Below are 25,768 nucleotides of genomic sequence, written 5' to 3' on the forward strand. Positions count from 1 at the left end.
GCTCCGGACGCTCCATTCCCGGTAGAGCGTGCAGTCACTGCGGGTTGGTATCAAGGCCTTTCTCCGCTCAGGTATGTAGTTTTGCCGGCGGAGGTGCACGTACGTCCGCCCTCCCTCGCTTGAGCCCCGACCCCGGGATCATGGCGGTGACGGCGGTTTTGATACCGAAAACGCACGATCGAGACCGGCACTCCCGGAACGATCAGGTTCGTGGCAAGCCCGATCCCCGTCCCTGCTCAAGCAGGATCCGGATACCACCCCGGTCTGCCGATACACTGCGATAACCTGGCAGATCCGTTGCCTGCTGACGTGATGCCACTCCGCAAGGTCACGAACAGGCCGGCCTCGCTTCCGCTGACGAATGATACCCCGGCTATCGCGGTCGGAGAGCGTGCTCACACCCGGATATAAATCTGGTGGCAAATGATTTCGGGATACTACACCGGCGGCAGCCGTGAGCAATCATTAATTATAAGAATTCCGGGGGGGTGTATCGCTGTGGAGCGTGAGAGGCCGCATGGGAAGCGATCGAGCGCAGAAGGAATCGATGAAGGAGGATGAGGAATCCCCGGAATTCCACGCGATTCCTATCGAAACCCTGCTGGCGGGGCTCAAAACGTCGGCTGCCGGGCTCACGTCGGAGGATGCACGGCAGCGGCACGAGGTCTACGGCTACAACGACATCTCCCGGATCGAGCGGCAGCCGATTGTTATCCAGTATCTCGCACACTTCAAAAACCTCCTCGTGGTGATCCTCCTCATCGCCGCACTCGTCTCCGCGTTCGTCGGACAGGTTCTGAGCGCGGCTATTATCGGGGTCATCATCGTCGCGAGCGTCACGCTGGACTTTTTCCAGCAGTACAACGCGGAAAACGCCGCAGACCTGCTCAGGCAGAAGATTTCGACCCTGGCAACGGTCACGAGAGACGGAAAGCGGCAGGACGTCCGTATCACCGAGCTGGTGCCGGGGGATATCATCTCCCTCAGTGCGGGCGATGTCGTTCCTGCTGATGCCCGGGTGCTCGAAGCCTGGGATTTTTTTGTGAACCAGTCCGTGCTGACCGGCGAGCCGTATCCTGTTGAAAAGGCTGCCGTGCCGGAAGGGACCGAAGCGCCGGTTATCGAAGCTGCGGATTACATCTTTCTGGGTACGTCGGTCGTCAGCGGGACCGCCGCCGCGGTTGTCACCAGGATCGGTTCCGGGACCGAGTTCGGCAGGATTGCCCGGACGCTGGTTCAGCGTCCGCCCGAGACGGAGTTCGAGCGGGGTCTGAAGCAGTTCAGCTACCTGATGACGCGGTTCGTGTTCTTTCTCGTGATCTTCGTCTTCTTTATCAACGCGCTCTTGAAACACAACGTCCTCGAAGCGCTTCTGTTCTCCATCGCCCTTGCCGTGGGCATGACCCCCGAACTCCTGCCGATGATCCTCTCGCTGAACCTCTCCCAGGGCTCGATCGCGATGTCGAAGAAAGGAGCGATCGTCAAGCATCCGGAATCGATCCAGAACATCGGGAGTATGGATCTGCTCTGCACCGATAAGACCGGAACCCTCACCGAAAACACGATTGCGCTCGTCAAGCATCTCGATCTCGAAGGGAACGACAGCGAGAAGGTCCTGGTGTATTCGTACCTGAACAGCGCCTTCCAGACCGGACTCAAAAGCCCGCTCGACGAAGCGATCATCAGGTACCGGCAGGTCGAGATCGCGGGCTACCGTAAAATCGACGAAATTCCCTTCGATTTTATCCGGAGACGGTTGTCGATCGCCGTGACGGACGAATCCCGGACGATGCTCATTACCAAGGGTGCGCCCGAAGAGATTCTTCAGGTCTGTTCGTCGGCCGAGCAGCACGACGGCAGGATCGGGCCGCTGGACGACGATGTGCGAGAGCGGGTAAACCGCCTGTACCGCTCGCTCAGTGCGGACGGGTTCCGGACCCTCGCCGTCGGGTATCGTCCTCTTCCGGGGGAGGTCGCCGCCGTCTCTGTCGATGACGAAACCGACATGGTTCTCCTCGGGCTCATCGGTTTCATCGATCCGCCCAAGGAAAGTGCCCGTGAGTCCGTTCAGATGCTGCTAGCGGCCGGAATCGAACTGAAGATCCTCACCGGGGACAACGAGCTCGTAACGCGAAAGATCTGCGCATCTATCGGACTCGACATAAAAGGCGTTCTCACGGGCGGCGAGATCACGCACATGGATGATGAGGCTCTGGCACGAGTGGTGGAAGATGCGACCGTCTTCGCTCGCACCAATCCCATCCAGAAAGACCGGGTAATGAACGCTCTTCGGCGGAACGGCCATGTCGTCGGTTTCATCGGCGACGGGATCAACGACGCTCCGTCCATCCGATCGGCGGATGTCGGCATCTCGGTCGATACCGCCGTCGATATCGCGAAAGAGTCGGCGGATATCATTCTGCTCGAACATGACCTGCGCGTGCTCTACGACGGCGTGCTGGAGGGCAGGAAGACCTTCGGGAATACGATGAAGTATATCCTGATGGGAACCAGCTCGAACTTCGGCAATATGTTCAGTGTCGCCGGAGCGTCGTTGTTTCTCCCGTTTCTCCCCATGCTGCCGATCCAGATCCTGCTCAACAACCTCCTCTACTCGTCATCGCAGTTCGCCATCCCCACCGACAACGTCGACGCCGAGTACATCGCGACGCCGAAGACGTGGAATATGCAGTTCATTCAAAAATTTATCCTGGTATTCGGCCCTATCAGTTCGGTCTTCGATTATATCACGTTCTTCATCCTCCTCTCTCTCTTCAACGCCGACGCACCGCTCTTTCAGACCGCATGGTTCATCGAATCGATCTGCACCCAGACACTCGTGGTATTCGTGATCAGAACACGTATAACGCCATTCTATGCCAGCAGACCCAGCCGTCTCCTGCTGGGGAGCATGGCGCTGATCGTCGTCGTCGCCTGTATCATCCCCTTTACCGTCATCGGAAGCATCTTCGGGTTTGTCCATCCGCCGATCTCGTTCTTCGCCGTCCTGGCCGGGCTCGTCGTCGGATACCTTATCGTTACGGACGTTGCGAAACGGTGGTTCTACCGGCGGTATGCGCACCTCTTCGAAAAAGGCGTATCACGGCGCTGAATGCTGCTATCCTGCCGGGAACATTCCGGGAAGGGAATGGCGTCTATGGCGGCATCGCAACCGCACGGGAGATGGTCGGCGAAGCGATCGAGATGCCCGATAACAGCGGATACGTAACGGCACCCGCCGTGCCGGAGTTCTCCTTGGGGCGTGAGCGACCGTGGCGCTCGCCGAGACCGCGTACGTCGGCCTTCTCGAACGGCTGCTGACCGCGTCGTACCAGCAGTGGTACGTGGTCATGGGCATCGCACTGATCTCTCGCAGCAGGTGACGGCAGATGCGAGCGGAATGGCTGTCGCCGGGCACAAAGGGGTGTTCCCGGTGCTCCGGGAGCGGCTTGGTGCCGCGAGTATCGGTATCTTCGGTCAGACTGCCGGGGAGTCGTCCCGGTTGCGGATAACCGCTCTCTGCCGTTCGTTCCGGGTCGGGGAGCTTGACAGGCCGGCGCACGTAGCTATATATACTCTCTCCGCTACCACGCCGCAGTGTAAGAACACCGATCCCGTGGGGTCATTTACCATCCACCGCCTGCAGGCAGAGTATCGCTTTTGAGAACGGCCACCGGGATCTGCGCATCCGGTGCAGTGAGTTCTCCGGGAACCAGTGCTTTCACCCCCACCCGTCACCGAAGACCGCACGCGGGATCGTGGTCGCATGCAGGAGGACTCTCCTTTCGGTAGAGAGGCGGAGAACCGGCAACAGTCGAGGAAGGTGAAACGTATGAGAATGGTATCTTTCAGGGCGATGACCGGCGCCATCATCGTCATCGCCGTCATTTGTGCGACGGGACTCGCTTCGGCACAGCCGTTTCCGCCGCCAACGATGCAGCCCCAGCAGCCGCAGAATGATTCTGCGGGTGCCGCGATGCAGGTTTCAAGCGGCCAGGGGGATAAGCTCTTCCCTGCGATCTCCGGAGAGCGTATCGTCTGGTTCGATAACGAATCATTCTCGGTGCAGCTCTACGACATATCGTCGGGAAACACCTCGATCATATCCGATCAGGCTTCAGTTCCTCTCCTGCTGTCGTACCAGCTTGCCGTCGCCGGGAATAACGTCGTCTGGTCGGGGATCAACACGGAGACGGAAGGCATTAATGTCTACCTCTACGACACCGCTTCGGGCAGCCTGCAGCAGGTGACAAACGGCTCGGGGATGCATGTCTATCCGGGTGCATCAGAGGAGAATCTCATCTGGACGAATCTGTCGAACGGATCGAGCGACGTATATTTCTATGAGATTGCGAGTGATACCGTCATGCCCGTGGTGATCGATCCGTACTTCCAGGCCTGGACCGATATCGGCGGTGATACCATGGCATGGGCGGATAACGAAACTGAGGACGGGGATACCGATATTGCAGTAGCGTTCCTCGATCAGCGGGATATAAGCCTCTGGGGGCGGTCCGGTGACGACCTCGTGCCCGATGTCTCGAGCGACGGCAGTCGCGTCGCCTGGATCAGTGTCCTCGAGAACCGGACCGCCGTCTACCTCTACGACGTGGCGACGGATAACGCAACACGCATAACCGGAGCATCCGCACGGCCGACGGCGGTCGCGGTCGATGGGAACCTCGTGATCTACTCGGATCTGCGGAACGGAAACCTCGACATCTACAGGTACGACATCAGTACCGGAACGGAGACGCAGGTCACGGAAGATCCGTATGCCCAGGCCTTCCCGGACGTCTCCGACGGAGAGATGGTCTGGATGGGCAACACGACCGGCCAGTGGGAGATCTATCGTGCCTCCGCCGGCGGCCAGCAGGCACCGCAGGGACAGAATCAGAGCGGGCAACCCGGCATGACCCCGTCGCCGACGATGACAATCCCGAGCTCCGGCCTCCCCGAACCGCTCCCGACCGGCGCGATGCCCGGCCTCATGCCCCCGGCAACGCCGAACTACACCCCTCAAATGGGGTGATGAACCGCTAATCGAACGTATCCCCGGGGGAGCCTGCCTGTGAACAAGATGAGGTATCGAGTATATATGGCACTCACCGTGAGTATTCTCATGCTGCTGGCTATCGCCGCACCCGCGAGCGGCGGCGGCACCGGGGAGCCGGAGGGCGTGGCGGTTGCCGCCAACGTGACCTACCTGACGGCATGCCCGCTCGCGTTTTACAATACCATCGTCGGGAAAGAGTGCCCTATGCTCTCGTTCAACCTCTCGAACGCCGGGAGCAGTCCCCGGAGTATACGGGCGTTCTCGGAGTACCAGGGTCTCAGTTACCGCTCGGTCAATACCGGCACCGTCAGTCCGGGCTCCTCCACTCTCGTCAACCAGACACCGTCGCTGCTGCGGAATAGAACCGCGAATATCTCGACCATTACGACGGTGAACCTTCACTATGGTGTCGAGGTCTACGACGGAACCGGGTGGCGCCTCCTTGAGGAGCAGACGGTGCCGGTCGACGTCTTCCCCGAAGACATTATGATCTGGGAGGCGATGGACTCAGAAGGCAACCGCGTTCCCCTATATGAGTTCGTCGGGGTCTTCGTGACGCCGAACTCCCCGGCCGTCCGCGAACTGCTCGCGACAGCCGGCCGCTACGCCGACCCGGCGTACGACTCGCGGTACAGCACCTACCTGCTTGAGCACTCGCTCGAAGGCTACCAGTACCCGGGGGATTCGATCTACGAGTACCGGAACTATACGGCGCTGCAGGTGAAGGCCGTCTATAATGCGCTGAAGTACGGCTACAACATCACGTATATCAACACCGCAACCGCCGTCGGCGGGCCGGACGGATACTATCTCCAGCGGATAAACCCGCCCGAGGAATCGATCCGCCTTGAGACTGCGAACTGCGCCGACGGGGCGGTTCTCATCGCTTCGGCACTCGAAGCCGTCGGCATCAGGCCCTACATCGTCACCTTCCCGGATCACGTCTTCGTTGCATGGGGGACGGACGACACCGGAAAGTACATCGACGCTCTCGAGACGACGATGCTCGGAACATCCGATTTTGAGGATGCGTACGCGGTTGGGAATGCGGAACTCCTCGAGTACTGGGAGCTTATCAACAACAGCGAGTTCGAGGACGATTATCTCATAGTCGACATAGGGGAGGTGCGGGAGCTCGGGGTTCTGCCGATGCGGTAGGCTCCGAAACGCTTGCCTTTTTGCTCGGGCACACGGTTCGTCCATGCGGACAGTCTCAACCGACCCTCCGGCCTGTCCGCCGGGGCTGATGCGGCGGGAAGGCAACAAAGCCGCCCCGTACATGCCGGAAGGAGCTGGCGGCGTTTCTTCGGGCACCCGGGGTGCTGCGAAGGTTTTGCGGATAGACCTCCGTGATCCGCCGGACGATGCGGGGTGCAGCGGCACAGGGGCGAGTCCGGGTGGAGGGGAGGGTGCCGGGCCACCCCGGGCAGGGCGCGGTGTTCACGATCACGCTGCCGGAGGGTGCCTGCGGGTGAGCCGGGAGTCTGCATCCTGAGGTTCCTTTTTTTCATCTCTTTTCGGCAATTGCGGCTCAGTACTGAAAATCGATGTGATTCTTAAGAATACAGGTGATGGTATCGGAAATGCTCTGGTATTTCGCAATTATAAGCCCCGGTAACAGCGATTCTGTTCCGGGGCTCTCTCCTGCAATAATGCCGCATATGGGGCGTATATTTTGATTGATGCCCTCTATGTTTAGCAATACCGAATGGAAAAGGATATGTACGAAGAGGAATTTAGAATAATAATATTCATATCTCCAGAATGTCCACGCATTCATAAGAACTTTTGAATTTTCGGATGAGGTGGCATTTTATGGAGTCGTTCAAACAGGAAATTTATGAATTTATTGCATCTTCGGGCGACGTCTCGTTTGTAGAACTCCATGACAGGTTCGGCGAGCGGTTTACCGGAGAATATACGATGTTCTCGTCCCCCAACTCCAAGATCGTCCTCTGGGATGACGTCTCCGGGGAGTTTATCGGGGCGATCGGTGAACTGATGGTTGAAGGGAAGATCGGGATACGGTACGACTCTGAGATCTACTCGCTCTACGCGGAGCGTGGTGTTGCGCTCCCCTACCCGCTCGCAAAAAACCCCACCCGCGATGTGTATGCCCAGTTTCACTGGCTGCCGGTGATCATGAGCGCGAAATAGAACCGTTCGGAGCCCCTTTTCCGATACTTCTCATCATCTGCACCTCACCTCTTTTCAGAGAACGGCACCGGCTCGTGCGGAGTTGCGGCTTTACTCCTTTACCATATGGAAGATCGTCTCGGCATACGGCCGGCGGTCGCGTTCGGTCCGGTTGAGCACGGGTCGCCGGTACTCGTTGACGATGGCAAGCCCGCTCTCGGTGGCGATAGCCGGATAGAGGTTGAACCGATCGTTCGCGACGACGAAGAAGTTCCCGTCGTCCCTGACGTAGCGGCTTACATTCGAGAGAACACGGCCGACCCCATCCACGTACTGCTGCCGCGCCGCACTCCCGGTACCGGAGGAGAGCGCCCCTATCTCCTCGGCATCCCGGCGCCGAATCCCGAAGAGCTCGTAGGCATAGGCGTGCTGCTCGTGGTAATCGATCTGGCCGACGTAGGGCGGCGAGGTGAAGACCCCGTCTATCCTTTTCTTTGCGATACGGGCGGCAAAATCCGGGTTCTCCGCACGAACCGCGTCCGGGATGCCGATCGTGCGTGAGTCGCCGTGCAGAACCGCGACCTCGACCTCCTGCCGCAGTGCGGCGAACGCCTCGAGGCGGTCGAGCGTATCACGGGTATTCTTCCGGAGGTGCCGAAGGATGCTGCCGACCGGCGTGCAGAGCTTCTTGTGCTTATAGCAGTAGTACGGCCCGACCTGCCGCTCTTTCAGGGTTCCAAGGTCGTAGTGAGTCGTCGCACGGCATGCCCGGGCGGTGCGGCTCAAGACGATCCGCATCAGCGTCCTGGTATCCTCGTCCGGCACCTCGTCGATCAGCCGGAGGTAGCAGGCCATCTCCTGCCGGATCCTCGGGTTGAACCATTCCGCGAGAAAAACCGCCATCCCGTCCTCGTCGATGAGGCGGGCATCGTCCCGCGTTTCGTTCTTCGCAAAGAACGAAGCATTCTCGCGGAAGAACCGCTCCAGCATCTCTTCCCCGTACGCCCGCTCCTCCTCCGGTTTCCCGTGGACGCTCCGCTTGAAACCGGGGCTCGGGAAGTGGGCTTTGTTGAACTGGGCGAGCTTCTTCTTCAGCTGCCGGTCGTAGTCGTCGTCGAAGTTCCTGCATGAGAAGGCCGTCGTCCCGGCAAGTGCCTCCTCGAGGGAGCGGTTGATCCGGGCCGGATTGCCGTGCGTGAACTTTGCACGGACGATCATGCAGTTGAATCCGGAGATATCGATCCCGACGGCATGTATCCCCATCTCCGCTGCCTGTATCAGGGTCGTCCCGCTCCCCATGAACGGGTCGAGAACGGTATCATCCTTCCGGAAGAAGACGCCGGTCTTAAACGCATCGGTGCGGTCGTCGAGGAAGTACTCCACAAGCTGCGGGATGAACTTGCCCTTGTAAGGGTGCAGGCGGTGGACGTGCTTTGTGGTCTCGGACTCGGTGCAGCGGTCGAAAGAGAGATCCCAGTTCAGGTCGTCCCCGAGTTTCTCCCGCCACGCGATCTCCCGTGCCCGGTTCTCCTCGTAGTAGGCGGCAAGCTCGTCGAGATCGACACGGACGCCGCCTGCGGCGGTATCCGTATGCTTCCTGACCTTCCCGTACTGGAGCAGATAACTGATATTGGATCGGGTTATCGTTTTATCCATGTACGCGGAAGCCCACGCTGCGGCTTCTCCGAGTGTGACCAGGCGTTCTTGCATGACGTTGCGGGCGACCTCCGGCACGGGCGGTTCTGCTGAAGAGTAGTCGGCGCTCTGCAGGGTTTATGATTACGGTATGGTTACGGCCTCTGAATGGGGGGCGGTCAGCGGCCGCCGCGCAGGAAGATTCGGCCGATCTCACGGAGAGATTCCGCACGAAACACGGCTGACCCGGCTTTTCTCCTTTACGGTCTCTCCAGACGGCTCTGTTCTGCCGGTGCGCCGCACTCTCTGCCGGAAAGGATCGCAGATGATCGGCATCCCCCGCGGAGATCACTTTATATAACATTTCTCTCCCTGATTCTCCCAAAAGGGTATACGTGAGGATCTCCAGAAAACCGATCGTCACGGTACGAACGAGGCGATAACGGAGCGATGCATGTCAGTGAGCTAAGTGCGGAAATACGAGCTGAAGTATTCGATATACTGAGCGGTGCGGAGGAGGAGCCATGCATCGCCACTCAGGAGACGGAGGTGCTCTGGATCAACCCGGCTATGGAACGTCTTGCGGGCATCTCCGCCGGGGACGCCAGAGGAAGCGATCTGCTGCAGTTCGTCGCCGCCCGGGTGCTGCCGCAGGCGGATGAAGCGTGCACCGATGCGGTCATCTCGTCAATCCGAAACCGCACCGACGAGCACGAGATAACGTGCCGGGTAGCCGGGCCGGCGGGTGAAGCGTGGTACGCATATACGAGCAGGCAGCTTGGGAAAGGCGCTCTCGCGGGCATCCGGATACACCGGTTCAGAGAGATCACGCGGGAGGAGAAAGCAGCGAGAGAACACGAACGGTGTTTCGGTGATCTGGCGTTCCTCTCCAGAGCCGCAACCGGACTTGCCGGACTGCCGCCGGATGCGGATATCTTCGCCGCCATCGGCAGCTACCTCCACGAGCTCGCGCCCGACTCGATCGTCATCGTGAGCGCTGCCGATGCCCGGGCCGGAACCCTGACGCCTCGCGCCATCTTCGGGATGGAGTACTGCCTTCCCGAGGTCGCCACGCTCCTCGGTCGGGATATTACCGGGATCACGCTCAACCTGCCCCGGACTATCCGGGATATCATGGTTCGCGGCGAGATCGAGGAGATCGAGGGGGGACTTGAAGCGGTGGCGCTCTGGCAGATTCCGCTGGACGCCTGCCGGAAGCTCGAGGAGGCCGGTGGGCTCGGGGCGATGTACTGCATCCCGTTCACCTGGAAAGGGGAGGTCTTCGGCACCGCCGTCATCCTCACCCGCCGGGAGGGAGCGCCGGTTCACCTCGGGTCTCTCGATACCTTCAAGAATCTGGCGGCTATCGCCGTGCAGCGTCACCAGGCCGAAAACGAGCTGCGCCGGAGCGAAGAGACGTTTCGGGCGCTTATCGAGAAGACCTCCGACTTCATCCTCATCCTCGACGAACAGATGAAGATCCGGTTCGCAAGCCCGCCCATCGAGCGGATTGACGGAATATCGCCGGAAATGCTGGTGGGGAGGAGTGCGTTTGAGATGATGCTGCCCGAAGAGGTGCCCCGGGCAGAGGAGATCATAGCGGATCTGGTGCAGAGACCGGGAGGCAGCGTGCCGTTCGAAGTCCGGTTCAGGGGAATGCGGGGCATGCACGTGATAGAGGCGGTTATCACAAACCTCCTCGACGACCCCCGTATCCGGGGGATTGTGGTAAACGCACGGGACATTACGAGACGAAAACGGGCGGAAGAGGCTCTACAGCGGGCGGAACGGGATAAAGCGCTGATCCTGAACTCGACGGCCGAGATGTTCGCCTACTACGACACAGATCTCCGGGTGCTCTGGGTCAACCAGGCTGCCGCCGCATTCATCGGCAGGAGACCTGAAGACCTGGTCGGGCATTTCTGCTACGAGATCTGGCACGGCCGTACGGGCGTCTGCCAGGGGTGCCCGGTGATCCTTGCCCGGGAGACCGGAAAGCCCCACGAAACGGAGATCACCACGCCTGACGGGAGGGTGTTCTTCCTCCGTGGGTATCCCGTGCTCGATGAGGAGGGGACGGTTATCGGGCTCATCGAGTTCGGGCAGGATATCACCGACCGAAAGCGGGCAGAGCAGGAACTGCGGATCAAGGATCTGGCCATAGCATCCTCGCTGAACGCCATCACCCTCACCGATCCCGCGCAGAAGGTGCTCTACGTCAATCAGGCCGTCCTCGACCTCTGGGGGTATGCCGCGCCTGAAGACGTCCTCGGAAGACCGGTCTCCATCTTCTGGGCAGATCCGGGGGATCCGGAGATGGTGACGGATGCCCTGCGCAGGGAGGGGCGCTGGTCCGGTGAGTTGCCGGCCCGGCGAAGGGACGGTACGGTATTCCCCGTGCAGGTCAGCGTCGTTCAGGTCACCGCCGAGGACGGCACGCCTCGCATCAGCGTGGGCTCAGCGATCGACATCACCGAGCAGAAACAGGCAAAAGAGGCGCTTGAAGCAGCAAACGCCTACAACCGGAGTCTCATCGAGGCCAATCTCGACCCGCTCGTCACCATCGGCTCCGACGGCAGGATCACCGACGTGAATACCGCCACCGAGCAGGTGACCGGGTATACACGCGACGAGCTGATCGGGACGGATTTTTCCGATTACTTCACCGATCCCGCAGGGGCGAGGGCAGGATACCGGAAAGTCTTTGCGGAGGGGCAGGTGCGGGACTACCCGCTGGAGATCCGGCACCGCGACGGATCGACGACCCCGGTGCTCTATAATGCCACCGTCTACCGCGACGAAGAAGGGACGGTCACCGGCGTCTTTGCGGCGGCACGGGACATCACGGAACGAATCCGGGCGGAAAAGGCAATACAGCGCCGCAGTACTGAGATCTCAATGCTGAACCGGTTGATCCGCGTCTCGGCATCGGCTCTTACGCTCGACGAGCTCCTCGAGTCTGCACTCACCACATCCCTCGCCCTCTTCAGCTTCGACGTCGGTGCTATCTACCTGCTCGACCGGGAACGAAACAGCGCAAAGCTCATGCGTTACCGGGGTGCGGAGCGGGCGCCGGGGCTCAAGACCGTCAACGTCCTGCACCACCCCTTCGATGATATCTTCGTTGCCGGCAGGTTCCGGAGCATCTCTGCCGGGCCGGCGATCGGTGAGGCGGAGGAGGAGGTTCTGGCTGCGTTCGGGGTCTCCTCGCTCACCTGGATCCCGCTCGTGGCCGAGTCAAGGGTCGTCGGGGCGATGGCCCTCGGGAGTGTTGCGGGCAGGCAGGCATTCCCGGACGTCCGGTGGCTCATGGAGGCGATCAGCAGGGAGATCGGGGCGGGGATTCTGCGTGCGATACTGTATAAACAGCGGGAGGCGGCAAACCAGGAAGCCAACCTGTACCTTGACATTCTCACGCACGACATCCGGAACGTCAACACCGTCGCCACCATGTATACCGACCTGCTCGTGGATATCCTCGAAGGAGACCCGAAGACGTATGTCCTGAAGATGAAGGGCAGTATCGAGAAGAGCACGGAGATCCTGGCGAATGTCGCCACGATCCGTAAAATCCATGTAGAACGTGCTCCGCTGAAACCGATCGACCTTCACGGGGTCGTCCTTGCCGAGCAGAAGAACTTCCCCGATACCGCGATCACCTATGAGAACACCGCTTACACGGTTCAGGCAGACGATCTCCTCCCCGAAGTCTTCAATAACCTCATCGGGAATGCCGTCAAGTTCGGCGGCCCTGACGTCGCCGTTACCATATCCGCCGAGAGATCCGGCGACAGCGTCATCGTCACCGTGGCCGATACCGGCCCCGGCATTCCCGATGACCTGAAGGAGGGAATCTTCCACCGGTTCGAGCGGGGGCAGACCCGGGCGCGGGGGGAGGGGCTCGGACTCTACATCTGCCGCAAACTCATGGAGCGTTACGGCGGGAGTATCTGGGCAGAAGACCGGGTGCCCGGCCGGTCGGAGAAGGGTGCGGCATTCCGGTTTACCCTCAAGGAGGTCAGGGAGTGATCGGGGCAGGCGCTCCTGACCGGAAGCAGCAGATCGGAGATGAACACGCACAGCAGGCAACTTCCCTCTACACGGAACAATGACGTCCATACAACAGATCGAAGAGCAGCATGCGTTCACGGTCTTTGACGAGGAAGCCGACGGCATCCTCGTGCTGGATGGAGACCGAACGGTGGTCTGGCTCAACAGGACGCTTCAGAATCTCCTGGACGTACGTCTGGAGGGTGCCAGAGGAGAGAGCGTTTCGGTCTTCATCCGGAAGTACGTGGCACCGCTGTCGCCGGACACGGCAGCCCTGAAGGAGGTCGCTTCGGACCTGCAGAACAACAGGAGTGTCCACCGGCTGCCGGTACCTCTCCGGGCGGGCACCGGGAGCCTTCGCTGGTTCTCGATCGCGTATGAACGGAACGGAGCGTCTGCCGGAACCGACCGCAGGATTCTCCGTTTCCACGACAGCACCGAAGATATGACCGCCCGGTTCTTCCGGGCATCCATCGACCACTCGCCGGTCTTCGTCTTCGCGCAGGATACGAATCTCCGGTACATCTGGTCGTTCAATCAGCAGTTCGGTTTCTCCGAAGCGTCGGTCGTCGGAAAGACGGATTACGACCTCTTCTCGCCCGCCGACGCGGAACGGCTGACGTTGCTGAAGAACCGGGTGCTTGAGACCGGCGACGTGGTCAGGGAGGAGGTGCCGTTCACGATCGGCGGAACGGAGCACTTCAGCGACGTGACGCTGGAACCCCTCCGGGATGCCGGCGGGAGAATCGTCGGGGTATCGGGCACGTCGTTCGACGTCACCGACCAGGTGCGGGCCAGGGAGCAGTGCCGGTCGAGCACGGAGAGCTTAAACCTCCTGCTCAGAAACGCCCGCGACGTTATCTACCGCATCGACCTCGTCCCGGAACGCCGGTACTCCTACGTCAGCCCTGCTGTAGCGGCAGTTACCGGCTACACGCCCGAAGAGCACTATAGGGATCCCGATATCGGCAGGAAGATGGTTCATCCCGACGATCTGCCGCTCCTTGACGCGTCTATCCGGGGAGAGACCCCGCAGGATCGGCCGCTCACCCTCCGGTGGATCAGGAAAGACGGAACGGTGATCTGGACGGAACAGCAGAACGTCCCCGTCTACAACGAGAAAGGGGCGCTCGTTGCCGTCGAAGGCATCGCCCGGGACATCACGGAGCGCAAGCAGATGGAGGAGGCGCTGCGGGAGAGTGAAGAGCGGTATCGTCTCTTCCTTCAGAACTTCCAGGGGATTGCGTTCCGCGCCGACCTCGACTTCGTGCCGATCTTCTGCTACGGTGCGGTGGAGGCCATCACCGGCTGTTCGGAAGAGGAGTTCTGCAGGGACCGGCAACTCTGGTACCGGATGATCCATCCCGACGACCGTCCGCGCCTTGCCGAGTCCTCAACGAAGCTGCGCACCGTCCCCGGTTATGCGACCGAGCGGGAATACCGGATCATCAGAAAGGACGGGGAGATCCGGTGGATCCGCGAGATGATCCAGAACGTTACCGGAAGCCGGGGAGTCCCGGTTCACGTGCAGGGGGCGGTCTACGATATTACCGAACAGAAGCAGGTGGAGCGGGAACTCCGCGAGAGCGAGGAGCGGTTCCGGCGCATCTTCGAAGAGTCGGGGATCGGCATACTGGTCGTCGACCAGAGCGGCAGGATCGTCAGGAGCAACCCGGCCTTCCAGGCGATGCTGGGATATGGCGAGGAAGAGCTGACCGGTATGCACATCCGCGATATCACCTACCCGGACGATCTGCCGGCGACCCTCGCGCTCTATGAGAGGATGGCCGCTGGAGGAAGGAAGCGTGAGAAACTGGAAAAGCGGTATGTCACAAAGGACGGCCGGATCATCTGGGGGCGTAAGACCGTCACCCACCTTCGGAACCCGGAAGGAGAATCCCTGCGCTCCATCAGCCTTGTGGAGGATATCACCGGACGAAAACTGGTTGAAAAAGCGCTCCGCGAGAGCGAGGAGCGCTTCCGGAGCATATTCGAGGAGTCTCCCATCGGCATAGAGTACTATGATGCGGACGGCCGCCTGATCGACATCAACCCCGCGGCGCTTCGCATCTTCGGTGTCCGGGATCCACGTGACGTCAGAGGGTTCGACCTCTTTGCAGACCCCAATTATCCGGAAGAGGAACGCCGGAACGTAAAGCAGGGTGCGGCGGTGCACTTCACGACGGAGTACGACTTCGATCTGGTCACGGAGCGCGGGCTCTACCGGACATCGCACGCAGGCCGGCGGTATCTGGACGTCCTCGTCACCGGGATACAGCGGGAAGGCGAGAGCCGTCTCGACGGGTATGTCGCGCTGGTCTCGGAGATCACCGACCGGGTACGGGCAGAAAACCTGCGGAAGAAGGCATACGAACAGATCGAGCAGAACATCGAGCAGTTTGCTATCCTCGGCGATCACGTCCGCCAGCCCCTGCAGGTGATCCTCGGCATCGTCGACCTGGAAGGCGACGGAAGAGCGGAGATGGAGACCATCCGCACCCAGGTTCACCGGATCAACACTATCATCAAGCAACTTGACCAGGGATGGATCGAGTCGAGGCAGATCCGGGAGTTCCTCCGGCGGCACGAACTGACATGATGCCGGAACCGGAACTGTTTTATCTCCCCCTTCAGAGGAGGGGTTCATGACCGTGGCGTTGACCGGGCAGGAGGGGAAAACTCTCGGGTTTCTGCTCCGGGGCAGGCTCACCGAAGCCGATTACACCGAAGTCCTGCTTCCGGCGCTTGATGCGGCGATCGACCAGCACGAGGAGATCCGCGTCCTGCTGCAGGTGAAGGATTTCGAGGGCTGGACCGTCGGGGGCGCATGGGAAGACCTGACGAACTGGCCGAAATGGCGGCAGATCGAGCGGATGGCCGTCGTAACCGACGAGTCGTGGGATACGGTGATGACCTGGATGATGAAGGTTTTTGCAGGCCTCACCGATATGGATCTGCAGTTCTTCAGGGAAGAGCGACTCGCCGAGGCGTGGGACTGGCTGCATCGGCCGGAGGCGTAGAGCGATCCGGTCGTTACTACTCCCGGCTGATCCCGTTTTCGGTGCAGTAGCGGTCGATCGCCCTGATGAACTGCTTCCCGTAACGCTGCAGTTTCCCCTCGGAGACGCCGTATACCGTCAGGAATGCACGCTCCGTCCGGGGACGCCGCGCCGCCATCTCCCGGAGGCTTTTATCCTGGAAGATGACGTACGGCGGCACCCGTTCGAGGTCGGCAACCATCTTGCGGAGCTGGCGGAGTTTAAAAAAGAGCCTGGAGTCGTACTCTTCCCCGGCAGAATCGGTTTCTTCCGGCGGGGACCCGGCGATTTTAATGGGTTTTTTGCCGCTGAGAACGCTCCGGCTCGTCTCGTTGAGGGTAAGCACCGGGTAGCGGCCGCCGGTGGAGGTGACAACGCCTTTTCGCACCATCTCCTGCAGAACGGTCTGCCACTGGTCACGGGTATACCCGCCCCCCGACCCGTATGCAGGGATGGCATCGTGCCCGTTCGCGATGATCCGCCCGCTCTTTGAGCCGCAGAGCACGTCTGCGATATACGAGGCTCCGAACCGCTCGCCGGTCTGCCGGATGCACTCGATGATCGTCTTTCCCGCCTCGGTAGCGTCGAAGACCTCTGCGGGCGTCTCGCAGCGGTCGCAGGTGCCGCATCGCTCCGCCGGGTAGGTCTCGCCGAAGTAGCGGAGGAGGAACTTTCTCCGGCACTCCGTGGACTCGCAGTAGTCGAGCATCTTCCCGGCCTTCCGGTAGGCCACGTCTTTCTGCGCGGGTTCGCCGCACTCCTTCTCGATGAGGTATTTGATCGTCCGGTAGTCGCCGCGGCTGTAGAAGAGGATGCAGTCGCTCGGCTCGCCGTCTCTCCCGGCCCTGCCGGTCTCCTGGTAGTACGACTCGATATCCTTCGGGAGATCGGCGTGGATCACGAACCGCACGTCGGGCTTGTCGATCCCCATCCCGAAGGCGACGGTGGCGCAGACGATATCGACGTCGCCCCGGATGAACTGCTCCTGGTGCACGGCTCTGACGACGTCCGGAAGCCCGGCATGGTAGGGAACCGCCCGGTAACCCTTCTCCGCAAGTTTCTCGGCGAGCTCCTCCGTCGATTTCTGGGAGAAGCAGTAGATGATCCCGGCCTCCTCGCGGTGATCGGCGAGGTACTTCAGCAGGGTCGGAAAGACGTTCCTCTTCGGGAGGACGCGGTAGCGGAGGTTCTCGCGGTTGAAACTCCCGGTGAACCCGGCAGGAGAGCGAAGGTTGAGCTGCCTGACGATATCCTCCTGGACGGCGGGGGTGGCGGTCGCGGTGAGCGCGACGATCGGGACGCGCGGGAACTGTTCGCGCAACTCCCGGAGCCGCCGGTACTCGGGCCTGAACTGGTGCCCCCACATCGATATGCAGTGCGCCTCGTCGACGGCGATGAGCCGGAGGTCGGAGCGTTTCAGCAGCGAGAGAAAACCGCTCGTCACCGCCCGCTCCGGAGAGACGTAGAGCAGCCGGAGCGTGCCTGAAGTTATCGCCCGTTCGGCGGCGGTTCGCTCGCCGTAGGTCAGGGTGCTGTTCAAGGTGGCGGCGGGGATGCCGTTCGCCGTGAGGGCGTCGACCTGATCTTTCATCAGGGCGATGAGGGGCGATACCACGACCGCAAGGCCGCCGAGCATCAGGGCGGGGAGCTGGTAGCAGAGCGACTTCCCGCCCCCGGTCGCCATGACGGCGACGACGTCCCTCCCGGCGAGAACCGCGTCGATGATCTCCTCCTGGAGGGGGCGGAACGTCGTATAGCCAAAGTATCTCTCGAGCATCTCGGTTTTTGCATTCATCGCAGGTTCCCGCTCCGCACGCCGCCCCGGGCAATCGTGAAAAGAAGGTTGCACCGGCGGACTGAAAGCGTTTCTTCTTCTGAGCCGGAAGACCGGCAGGCATATCCGGCACGCCGTTCCTGCAATGGGTATGAAGAACATCGAGATGTCGGTCGAAGGGAACGTTCTCACGATCCGCGTCGATCTCGCAAAGGAGTTCGGCGTCTCAAAGAGCGGCAAATCTATCACGATAGCTTCCACCGAAGGCAACATATCGGTTCCCGAACACGAGGAGATCAAGATCGGGCTCAACATCTACCGGAAGAAGGAGTGACCGTCGGCCTCTTCCTCATCGAGGTCTTCGTGCAGCGCCCGGTACTCGGCCGCGGAGATCTCGCCTTCCGCATACCACCGCTCGAGCAGGTTGCAGGCTTCTTCCCGTGACTCGGCACCGCCCCGGCGCTCTGTCCGGCGGACGACCAGGTAGAGGAAGAAGAACAGCAACCCGATCGTCGGGATGGCGACGGGGAAGAACCAGAAGAGCCCCTGCATTCCCCGTGCGTTCGCGTCGCGGTAGACCAGCATCCCGAGGATCAGCATCATCGCCCACCCGGCGAGGAGCACCGTCGGCACGAACGCGAGAACCTCGGGGCTGCCGGGAGTAGCGTCCGGCATGGTCATGGGTGAGGGGACGGCGGTACTAAATCTTTTCCGTCCGGCTCACCACTCGCCCCGGGCGATCGGCATCCGCCAGCCCGTTCCGAATGCACGGTCGGTCACCTTCAGCCCCGGTGGAGCCTGCTTGCGCTTGAACTCGGCGGTTCTGACCATCCGAAGCACTGTGCGGACGAGCCCCTCCGGAAACCCTGCTTCGACGATCTCGGCGGCCGACTCGTGCCGGTCGATGTGGCGGAAGAGGATGGCGTCGAGGATCTCGTAGGGCGGCAGGGTGTCCCGGTCGGTCTGGCCGGGGCGGAGCTCCGCCGAAGGCGGCTTATCGATGATCGCTTCGGGGATGACGGGGCGGCCTTCCCGGCCGTTAAGCCAGCTTGCGATGCGGTAGACCATCCCCTTCGGGACGTCGGCTATTACCGCAAGGCCGCCGGCCATATCGCCGTAGATGGTGGTGTATCCCACCGAGATCTCGGATTTGTTCCCGGTGGAGAGGAGGAGGGAGCCGAACTTGTTCGCTATGGCCATCAGCAGCACCGCCCGTATCCGTGCCTGCATGTTCTCCTCGGTGATATCGGGAGGGAGGCCGGCGAAGACCTCCGCCAGGAGATCGTCGAACGCCACCATCGGCTGGCGGATCGGAAGAAGAGCGGTGCGGATCCCGAGGTTCGCAGCGAGTACCTCTGCATCTTCGACGCTCCCGGCACTCGAGTACGGCGAGGGCATCATGACGCCGAGGACGTTCTCCGCTCCCACCGCCTCGGCGGCGACGGCGGCCACCAGAGACGAGTCGATGCCGCCCGAGAGCCCGAGGTGCACGGAGGTAAAGCCGGTCTTCCTGGTGTAGTCCCGGGTGCCGAGCACCAGCGCCCGCCAGATCTCCGATTCGGGTGCAAAATCGTCGGTGGCAATGGTGCCCGGAGCGGGGCTGGCGAGATCGACCGTCGCCAGATCCTCGGCGAACCCCGCCGCTCGTGCGATCAGCCTCCCGGCGGCATCGAACGCCGAGCTCCTGCCGTCGAAGATCAGGTCGTCGTTGCCGCCGACCTGGTTGACGTACACCAGGGGGACGGCGTGTTCTTTCGCGATCCGGGAGAGCATCCGCTCTCTGACTTCCTGCTTGCCGGCGGTGAAGGGCGAAGCGGAGATATTGACGATGCACTCCGCCCCGGCGCCGACGAGCTCCGCGACCGGGTCGGTATGGTAGCGCCGCCGGTTCCGATAGTCTGCGTCGTTCCAGATATCCTCGCAGATCGAGATGCCGATACGGCGGTCGCCGAGCCTGAGGATCTGCGCTCCCCGGGCGGGCTCGAAGTAGCGGTCCTCGTCAAAGACGTCGTAGGTCGGAAGCAGCGTCTTGTGAAACGTCTCGCAGACCCGGCCGCCGTACAGGAGGGCGGCCGCGTTATAGAGCGGGCGGCCGGCGGCCTCCGGATTCCGCTCCGGGACGCCGACCAGGACCGGCGGGGCGTCCGCGAGATCTTCGGCAAGCCCGTCGAGCACTTCCGAGGCGCGTGCCACGAACCGGTCTGTCAGGAGGAGATCGCGGGGGGGATAGCCGGAGAGCGCGAGCTCCGGGGCGACGATGAGAGCGGGTCGCTGCAGGCACGCTTTCCGGACGGCTGCTCTGATCCTTTCGGCGTTTCCATCGAGATCGCCGACGGTCGTGTTGATCTGGAGAAGTGTCAGTCGCATGGGGGCTATGGCTCCCGTGAGGATACCCGGGGTTCCTCGCTGTACTGATCGATGTCTCGGGGAGACTGTTTATGCCTTTGCATCTCCGGGGCGGGAGCGGTGCAGGATACGGCACCGGTCGGAAATGGCTATGGTGCCGTGAGAGGGGTCTTTCCACCGGTGATATGACTATATAGAAGCCACTCCGAGATCATACGCGATAACGCAGATACCCGGGAGATATCCCCGGGTAAGAAGGCGACGTGCAGTCGATTATCCCGGAGTCGCGACCATGGTACTTGATATTCTCACCCTCGTCACCGTCATCCTCTTAGTATCCATCTCCGTACTCTTCATCTGCCAGCGGTTCAACATCCCGAGCATCGTCGGATTCCTCCTCATCGGAATGGTATCGGGGCCTTTCGGGCTCGGCCTGATCAGCGATATCGAAACGGTGCAGGTGCTGGCCGAAGGCGGCATCATCCTCCTGCTCTTTACGATCGGCCTTGAGTTCTCCTTCGAAAAGCTCCTCGAAGCCAGACGGACGATCGTGGTCGGCGGCCTCCTCCAGGTTCTGATAACCATCGGCGTCGTTGCGGTCGCCTCGTTGGCTCTGGGTCTTTCCTGGGGCGAATCGGTCTTCCTCGGGTTCCTCGTCGCACTCTCGAGCACCGCCATCGTCATGAAGGTCTTCCAGGAACGGGGCGAACTTGAGAGCCTTCCCGGACGGGCGGCGCTCGGGATCCTGATCTTTCAGGACCTCGTCATCATCCCGATGATCCTCGTGACCCCGTTCCTCGCGGGAACCGCCGCCACCGACCCCGAAGGGCTTCTGCAGATGGCGGTCTACGGCGTGATCGTGCTCCTCGTGATCTTCGTCGGCGGACGCTGGTTCGTCCCGAAGGTTCTCTTCCACGCCGCCCGCCGGTCGAGCCGCGAGCTCTTCCTCTTTACCGTGGCGGCGACGGTCTTCTCGATCGCCTGGCTCACCTCGAGCGCCGGCCTCTCGCTCGCCCTCGGTGCGTTCTTTGCAGGCCTGATCGTCGGCGAGTCCGAGTACAACATCGAGGCGCTGAGCAGCATCGTGCCGTTCCGTGACGTGCTGACGGGGCTCTTCTTCATCTCGATCGGGATGCTGCTCAACACCGTTCAGGTGATCACCCATCCGGTCGAGGTGCTGCTCGTCGTTGCGGCTATCTTCGGTGTCAAGGCCCTCTGCACCTCGCTCTCGGCGATCGCCCTCGCCCTTCCCATGCGTTCGGTGATCGTGGTAGGCCTTGCACTCAGCCAGATCGGGGAGTTCTCGTTCATACTCATCGAGACCGGCCTTGAGGCCGGCGTCATCGGCAGCCGGATCTACCAGATCTTCCTTGCTGCTGCCATCATCACCATGACGGCGACACCGTTCCTGATAGGCGCCGCCCCGCGGGTGGGGGACATTCTGCAGGAGCGGGTTCCCGGGGCGCTCCGCACCGGAAAACTGCTTGCCGAACCGGAGCAGAAGCGGCGATCTGACCACCTGCTCCTCGTCGGCTTCGGCCTGACCGGGCGGAGCGTCGCCCAGGCGGCGCGGGTCGCCGGTATACCCTTTACCGTCATCGAGTGCAATCCGGCAACGGTTCGGGAGGAGAAACGCCGTAATGTCGATATCCTCTACGGCGACGCTACGAACCGCGAGGTTCTCGAGCATGCTGATATCGGGCAGGCACGCGTGCTGGTCGTGGCCGTCTCCGACCGGTCGGCGATCGGCAGGGTGATCCGCACGGCACGGAGGCTGAACCCGTCGATCTACGTCATCGCCAGGACACGGTTCATGGCCGAGGTGACGCCGCTGATCGATCTCGGCGCCGATGAGGTGATCAGCGAGGAGTACGAGACCTCCATCGAGATCTTTACCCGGGTGCTTGCCAAGTACTTCATCCCCCACGACGAGATCGAGCATCTCGTTGCCGAGCTCCGGGGTGGCGGATACAAGATGCTTCGCCGGCCGTCCTCCTTCGAGCGATCGCTCGACGATCTCAAGCTCTGCGCTCCCGAACTCGCTATCTACACCGTCCGGGTCGCACCGGGTTCCGTGATGGCCGGTAAGACCCTCGCCGAGCTGAACCTGCGGCGAAACTACGGTGTAACCGTCCTGGTCATCCGCAGGGAGAGTGGTGTGGTTCCCATTCCCGGAGGAGAGGTTCCCATCGGGGAGGGTGACCTGCTCGTCATTCTCGCATCGGCCTCTGCTATGGACACGGTCGTCCCGCTCTTCAGGCCGTCTCCCGCGACCTGACGGGAGGGTGTGCCGACACGCGCCGGCATTCCTCACCTTTTATATGCTGCCTCCCCCATCCCATCCGCAATGATCCCCGAAACATTCACCTGTGATCTCGTCGCCTGGGATTATGCCGTTCGCCTCTCCCGTGCCCTTGCAGCGAAGATCAGAGCCTCGGGGTACCGCCCGGAGATGGTGATCGCCATCGGACGCGGCGGCTATGTCCCGGCCCGCATCGTCTGCGACACTCTCCTCCTGAATGCCCTGACCAGCATCAAGATCGAGCACTGGGGGATCGCGGCTTCAAAGGGGAGGGAAGCGTCGATCCGTTATCCGCTCGCGGTCGACGTCCGCGGCCTCAACGTCCTGATCATCGACGACATCACCGATACCGGGTCGACCCTCCGGCTCGCGGCCGGGTATGTGGAGCAGTTCGAGCCGCAGGAGATCAGGAGCGGAGTGCTCCAGCACAAGCGCACCTCCGCGTTCAGCCCGGATTATTATGCCGAGTACCTTGCTGACTGGAAGTGGGTGATCTATCCCTGGGCAGCCCATGAAGACCTTGTGGGCTTCACGGAGAAGGTCATCTCCGGACAGGCTCTTACCCTCGCGGAGATCCGGGCGGCGCTCTCCTGCCGGTATGCGATCGCGGTCGACGATGAGGAGGTCACGGAAGCCCTGGCCGACCTGCTGGCGCTCGGGAAGGTGGTGGAGGAAGGGTCGCGCTATCGCCGGGAAGCACCCGACCTCCGTCGGGCCGCACGGCACCGCTCTTCCCGTCGGCGAGGACGACCTGCGGCGGAAAACCACGGCACTCTTCAGCGATGAGGATCCTGCTGTTGTCCCGGAGAACGCCTGGTAGCGCTATGCCGCCGGAGATGACGGATCGGAACGAAGCAGAGATCCCGATGTTCGGGACGTTCAAAGGCGTGCTGGTACCGACGCTCCTGACGATCCTCGGCGTCATCATGTACCTGCGCCTCGGCTGGGTCGTCGGGAACGTCGGCCTTGTAGGCGCCTGGTCGATCGTCTTCATAGCGTTCGGGATCACGACCGCCACGGCGTTCTCGATCTCGTCGATCGTCAGCAACGTCCGGATAGGTGCGGGAGGAGCGTATGCCATCATCACCCGGTCGCTCGGGCTTGAGATCGGCGGCAGTGTCGGTGTGCCGCTCTACCTCGCGCTTACCCTTTCGATGGCGCTGTACATCTTCGGGTTCCGGGAGGGGCTCCAGTATCTCCTGCCGCAGGCGCCGGCGCTCATTATTGATTTTGGTGTCTTTGCGGTTCTGTTCGTCATTGTCTTCATCAGCACCGAGTTCGCGTTCCGTATCCAGTATGCGGTCCTCGCCGTCATCATCGCCTCGCTCCTCTCGGTCGCCGCCGCCGGGCTTTCGGCCCTGCCGCCGCTCACGTTCACCGAGCCTGCACCGCCGCTCTCCTACTGGGTCGTCTTTGCGGTCTTCTTCCCGGCGGCGACAGGGATTATGGCGGGCGCGAATATGTCGGGCGAACTCAGGAGCCCGCGGGAGAGCATCCCGGTGGGGACACTTGCGGCGATCGCCATCAGCCTCGCCGTCTACCTCTGGCTTGCCCTGTGGCTGGCAGGCTCCGCGACGCCGGACGAGCTCGTCTCCGATTTCACCATCCTGATCCGGACGTCGGCGTTCGGTTGGCTCGTCCTGGCCGGGCTCCTCGCTGCGACCTTCTCCTCCGCCTTAAACTCGCTCGTGGGGGCTTCCCGGGTCCTCCACGCCATGGGAGAGCACAACATCCTCCCCGGGAGCAGCTGGATCACCCGGCGCTCCGTTGCCGGGGTTCCGCGAAACGCCCTCCTGCTGACCGGGCTGATTGTGGTCGCGGCGCTCCTGCTCCGCGATCTCAACGCGGTCGCCCCGCTGATCACGATGTTCTTCCTGATCACCTACGCCATGATCAATATCGTCACCCTGCTGGAGCAGAGCCTGGGTCTCGTGAGCTTCCGCCCGCGCCTGACCATCCCGCGGGCGGTTCCGTTCGCAGGGGCGGCCGGCTGCCTCTTTGCCATGTTCGTCATCAACCCGCTCTTCAGCCTCCTTGCCGTCGTCCTCGTCGGAGTCTTCTACTACATCCTGATGCAGCGGCACTTAAACGACGCACCGCCGTACGGCGACGTCAGAAGCAGTCTCTTCGTAGCGCTGGCGGAGTGGGCGGCAAAGAAGGCACAGACACTCCCCGAGTCCCGGAGCCGGGCGTGGAGGCCGAAACTGCTCATTCCGACCGAAAACCCGGAAGAGCTGCGGGGCGTCTCGGAGTTTATCCGCGACCTCACCCTCCCGGGCGGCTCGGTCAGTATCCTCGGGGTGGATCGTGGACGTGCGGGGGTGCAGCTTGAGACGCGCATCCCGCATCTTGCCGGGGAATTCCGGAAGGACGGCCTCTTTGCAGACTGGACCATTGTTCAGGCCAGGACATTCGCCGAAGGGGTGGCGATCAGCATACAGGCACTCAAAAGGACGATATTCCCGCCGAACATCGTCTTCCTCCGGATGCCGGGATCGGCGGAGCAGGAGGAGGAGACCGTAACGATCGTCCGCAGAGCCGGCGAGAGCAGCATGGGTACCATCCTCTACGCCGCCCACCATGAGGCAGGATTCGGGCGCCGCAGGAGGATCAACCTCTGGGTGCCGGCGGCCTGCACGGCGTGGACGCCCGGAGAGAAACTGCCGAACTGCGATCTCGCCATTCTGGTCGCCTATAAACTCGCGATCAACTGGGGCGCGGTCGTCACCTTCATCACAACGGTCGAAGACCCCGCCGGAGTCCCCGCCGTGCGCGAGAGCCTTTCGGCACTCCTCGAGCAGGTACGCATTCCGCACGCTGAACTCCTGGTGGTGAACCGCCGCTACGAGGAGTATCTCGGCAGCGAACCGCAGGCAGATCTGACCGTCTTCAGCCTCTCATCGAAGCCCGACTTTGCGGCGGTCCGGACGATCGTGGAGAAGACCCGGTCTACCTGCCTCTTCTGCCGTGACTCGACGCTGGAGAGCGCGTTGATATGACTCCGCCCGGTTCACAGCAGGAACGCCCAGGCCGAGTACGAGACGATCACCATCACGACGAGGATCACGACGGAGATCTTATACAGACAGTGGGTGCAGATGCCGAATATTCCGCTGCATTCCTCGCAGCAGGGTTCCGAACAGATCCTGCAGACCAATGAAGTTTCGCTATCAGGGTGACGCGAGCAGGGTGCCATTGCTGACAGGTGGATCCGGGGATGCTATGAATCTATCTGATGAACTGCTCTTTCCGGGATCCGGGACTGTAAACTGCCTGGAGTCCGGCCTGAACGGTCATCCCCCGGTACGTGGGCGGGAGAACCGTATCACGGATCTCTCCCGTGAGGCGGCAGATCCCGAAATGGATGGGACTGTCGCGGATATTCCCTGCAGGAACCGTGGTTATTCCGGGAAATACCTCGCGCGCCTGAT

General features: G+C 61.7%; 18 protein-coding genes. 13 read left to right on the forward strand and 5 right to left on the reverse strand.

Features of this window, described 5'->3' with window-relative positions; all coding sequences use genetic code 11:
- Window positions 1–517: 517 nt before the first annotated feature.
- The 6 genes from mgtA (at window position 518) to ABH15_RS09670 (ending at window position 7,213) form a co-directional block, all read left to right on the forward strand.
- Window positions 518–3,112 (forward strand): magnesium-translocating P-type ATPase, encoded by a 2,595-nt coding sequence (gene mgtA / locus ABH15_RS09645; RefSeq protein WP_128694123.1) that lies wholly within the window; start codon window positions 518–520, stop codon window positions 3,110–3,112.
- A 288-nt stretch (window positions 3,113–3,400) separates the two neighbouring features.
- On the forward strand, window positions 3,401–3,664 hold the full coding sequence (locus ABH15_RS09650; protein ID WP_128694124.1) for a hypothetical protein: 264 nt from the start codon (window positions 3,401–3,403) through the stop codon (window positions 3,662–3,664).
- 168 nt (window positions 3,665–3,832) lie between these two features.
- Window positions 3,833–5,032: a hypothetical protein gene (locus tag ABH15_RS09655; RefSeq protein WP_164913707.1), complete on the forward strand. Its 1,200-nt coding sequence runs from the start codon at window positions 3,833–3,835 to the stop codon at window positions 5,030–5,032.
- 66 nt (window positions 5,033–5,098) lie between these two features.
- Window positions 5,099–6,214, forward strand: a complete 1,116-nt coding sequence (locus ABH15_RS09660; RefSeq protein WP_128694126.1) for a hypothetical protein — start codon at window positions 5,099–5,101, stop codon at window positions 6,212–6,214.
- Between the two features lie 43 nt (window positions 6,215–6,257).
- Window positions 6,258–6,551, forward strand: a complete 294-nt coding sequence (locus tag ABH15_RS09665; RefSeq protein WP_128694127.1) for a hypothetical protein — start codon at window positions 6,258–6,260, stop codon at window positions 6,549–6,551.
- A 320-nt stretch (window positions 6,552–6,871) separates the two neighbouring features.
- Window positions 6,872–7,213 carry a hypothetical protein gene (locus ABH15_RS09670; RefSeq protein ID WP_128694128.1) on the forward strand — a complete coding sequence of 114 codons (342 nt, stop codon included), beginning with the start codon at window positions 6,872–6,874 and terminating at the stop codon, window positions 7,211–7,213.
- Between the two features lie 90 nt (window positions 7,214–7,303).
- Here ABH15_RS09670 and ABH15_RS09675 read toward each other — a convergent pair whose 3' ends face one another.
- A complete protein-coding gene (locus tag ABH15_RS09675) occupies window positions 7,304–8,848 on the reverse strand; it encodes a DNA methyltransferase (protein WP_206633439.1) in 1,545 nt (514 codons plus the stop codon).
- A 528-nt stretch (window positions 8,849–9,376) separates the two neighbouring features.
- Between ABH15_RS09675 and ABH15_RS09680 the strand changes: the two genes are divergently transcribed.
- The 3 genes from ABH15_RS09680 (at window position 9,377) to ABH15_RS09690 (ending at window position 15,897) form a co-directional block, all read left to right on the forward strand.
- Window positions 9,377–12,856 carry a PAS domain S-box protein gene (locus ABH15_RS09680; RefSeq protein ID WP_164913708.1) on the forward strand — a complete coding sequence of 1,160 codons (3,480 nt, stop codon included), beginning with the start codon at window positions 9,377–9,379 and terminating at the stop codon, window positions 12,854–12,856.
- A gap of 79 nt (window positions 12,857–12,935) precedes the next feature.
- Entirely contained in the window at window positions 12,936–15,476 is a 2,541-nt protein-coding gene (locus tag ABH15_RS09685; protein ID WP_128694131.1) for a PAS domain S-box protein, read from the forward strand.
- 46 nt (window positions 15,477–15,522) lie between these two features.
- Entirely contained in the window at window positions 15,523–15,897 is a 375-nt protein-coding gene (locus ABH15_RS09690; protein ID WP_128694132.1) for a SpoIIAA family protein, read from the forward strand.
- 16 nt (window positions 15,898–15,913) lie between these two features.
- On the opposite strand, the gene recQ is transcribed toward ABH15_RS09690, so the two are convergent.
- Window positions 15,914–17,710: a DNA helicase RecQ gene (gene recQ / locus ABH15_RS09695; RefSeq protein ID WP_128694133.1), complete on the reverse strand. Its 1,797-nt coding sequence runs from the start codon at window positions 17,708–17,710 to the stop codon at window positions 15,914–15,916.
- A 130-nt stretch (window positions 17,711–17,840) separates the two neighbouring features.
- On the opposite strand from recQ, the gene ABH15_RS09700 reads away from it, so the two are divergent.
- A complete protein-coding gene (locus ABH15_RS09700; RefSeq protein ID WP_128694134.1) occupies window positions 17,841–18,023 on the forward strand; it encodes a hypothetical protein in 183 nt (60 codons plus the stop codon).
- Here ABH15_RS09700 and ABH15_RS09705 read toward each other — a convergent pair.
- Together ABH15_RS09705 and ABH15_RS09710 are read right to left on the reverse strand one after the other, a co-directional pair.
- A complete protein-coding gene (locus ABH15_RS09705) occupies window positions 18,005–18,364 on the reverse strand; it encodes an SHOCT domain-containing protein (protein ID WP_128694135.1) in 360 nt (119 codons plus the stop codon). The genes ABH15_RS09700 and ABH15_RS09705 overlap by 19 nt on opposite strands.
- 45 nt (window positions 18,365–18,409) lie before the next feature.
- On the reverse strand, window positions 18,410–20,056 hold the full coding sequence (locus ABH15_RS09710; RefSeq protein ID WP_128694136.1) for an NAD+ synthase: 1,647 nt from the start codon (window positions 20,054–20,056) through the stop codon (window positions 18,410–18,412).
- Window positions 20,057–20,327: 271 nt separating this feature from the next.
- Here ABH15_RS09710 and ABH15_RS09715 point away from each other — a divergent pair, with 271 nt between their 5' ends.
- The 3 genes from ABH15_RS09715 (at window position 20,328) to ABH15_RS09725 (ending at window position 25,336) form a co-directional block, all read left to right on the forward strand.
- Window positions 20,328–22,313 carry a cation:proton antiporter domain-containing protein gene (locus ABH15_RS09715; protein ID WP_128694137.1) on the forward strand — a complete coding sequence of 662 codons (1,986 nt, stop codon included), beginning with the start codon at window positions 20,328–20,330 and terminating at the stop codon, window positions 22,311–22,313.
- Window positions 22,314–22,382: 69 nt separating this feature from the next.
- On the forward strand, window positions 22,383–23,123 hold the full coding sequence (locus ABH15_RS09720) for a phosphoribosyltransferase (RefSeq protein ID WP_128694138.1): 741 nt from the start codon (window positions 22,383–22,385) through the stop codon (window positions 23,121–23,123).
- Window positions 23,124–23,173: 50 nt separating this feature from the next.
- Entirely contained in the window at window positions 23,174–25,336 is a 2,163-nt protein-coding gene (locus tag ABH15_RS09725) for an amino acid permease (RefSeq protein WP_164913709.1), read from the forward strand.
- Window positions 25,337–25,347: 11 nt separating this feature from the next.
- Here the strand turns inward: ABH15_RS09725 and ABH15_RS13675 are convergent, their stop codons facing one another.
- Window positions 25,348–25,533, reverse strand: coding sequence for a hypothetical protein (locus tag ABH15_RS13675; RefSeq protein ID WP_206633440.1), 186 nt, complete (start codon window positions 25,531–25,533; stop codon window positions 25,348–25,350).
- Window positions 25,534–25,768 lie beyond the last annotated feature (235 nt).

Source organism: Methanoculleus taiwanensis, assembly GCF_004102725.1.
In the GTDB taxonomy this organism is placed as follows: domain Archaea; phylum Halobacteriota; class Methanomicrobia; order Methanomicrobiales; family Methanoculleaceae; genus Methanoculleus_A; species Methanoculleus_A taiwanensis.